This is a genomic window from Xenorhabdus santafensis, assembly GCF_033949405.1.
GTDB classification, from domain to species: domain Bacteria; phylum Pseudomonadota; class Gammaproteobacteria; order Enterobacterales; family Enterobacteriaceae; genus Xenorhabdus; species Xenorhabdus santafensis.
Genome location: NZ_VCDN01000105.1, coordinates 1 through 737 on the forward strand (window position 1 = coordinate 1; position 737 = coordinate 737).

At 39.5% G+C, this 737-nt stretch carries 1 protein-coding gene; it reads right to left on the reverse strand.

Annotation, left to right across the window (positions count from 1 at the left end; all coding sequences use genetic code 11):
* Positions 1 to 119 precede the first annotated feature (119 nt).
* Complete coding sequence (gene tnpA / locus FE392_RS18225) at positions 120 to 575, reverse strand: IS200/IS605 family transposase (RefSeq protein ID WP_319931585.1); 456 nt, start codon at positions 573 to 575, stop codon at positions 120 to 122.
* Positions 576 to 737: the final 162 nt, after the last annotated feature.

The following is a 737-nucleotide window of genomic DNA, read 5'->3' on the forward strand; positions in this document are numbered from 1 at the left end:
AAATCATAACCACCCGAATAGCGGGTGGTTTGCTCTAGCCCTATAAGGGCATGTTACCGACTGCGCCTAAATGACGCGGCTTTCTCTTCGTTCAAGCTAAGTGTCTTTGCTACTTTGTCTCACCCCTTGAAGGGGTCTACATGTTCTTTTGTACTTAATTTATCTTGTATTAAATCTGACTTTTCTTGCTCTCTGATATATTTTTGGATTGTGGCTTCATTTAATCCTACTGTACTTACGTAGTAACCCTCTGCCCAAAATTTCCTATTGCCAAATTTGTATTTTAAGTTCGCATGCCTATCAAATATCATCAGCGAACTTTTGCCCTTTAAATACCCCATAAAGCTTGAAACACTTAACTTGGGCGGGATACTTACCAGCATATGAACGTGATCTGGCATGAGATGTCCTTCGATTATTTCGACCCCTTTATACTTACAAAGGTCTCGTAGAATCTCACCTACACTCGAACGGATACTATTGAAAATGACTTTTCGTCTGTATTTCGGCGAAAAGACGATATGGTATTTGCACAGCCACTTTGTATGTGCTGAGCTTTGTGCTTTAATTCCCATAAACACCTTTCCTTATTTAAGTTACGTATATTAGCTTGAACATCTATATCGTAACGGAAAGGTGTTTTTCTTGGTATAACCTTTGAACTCCACCCGCAAAGCGGGTGGTTTTATGTTTAAGACGCTAACGCGACTTAAACTGGCTGAAGCCATAAATAAAAA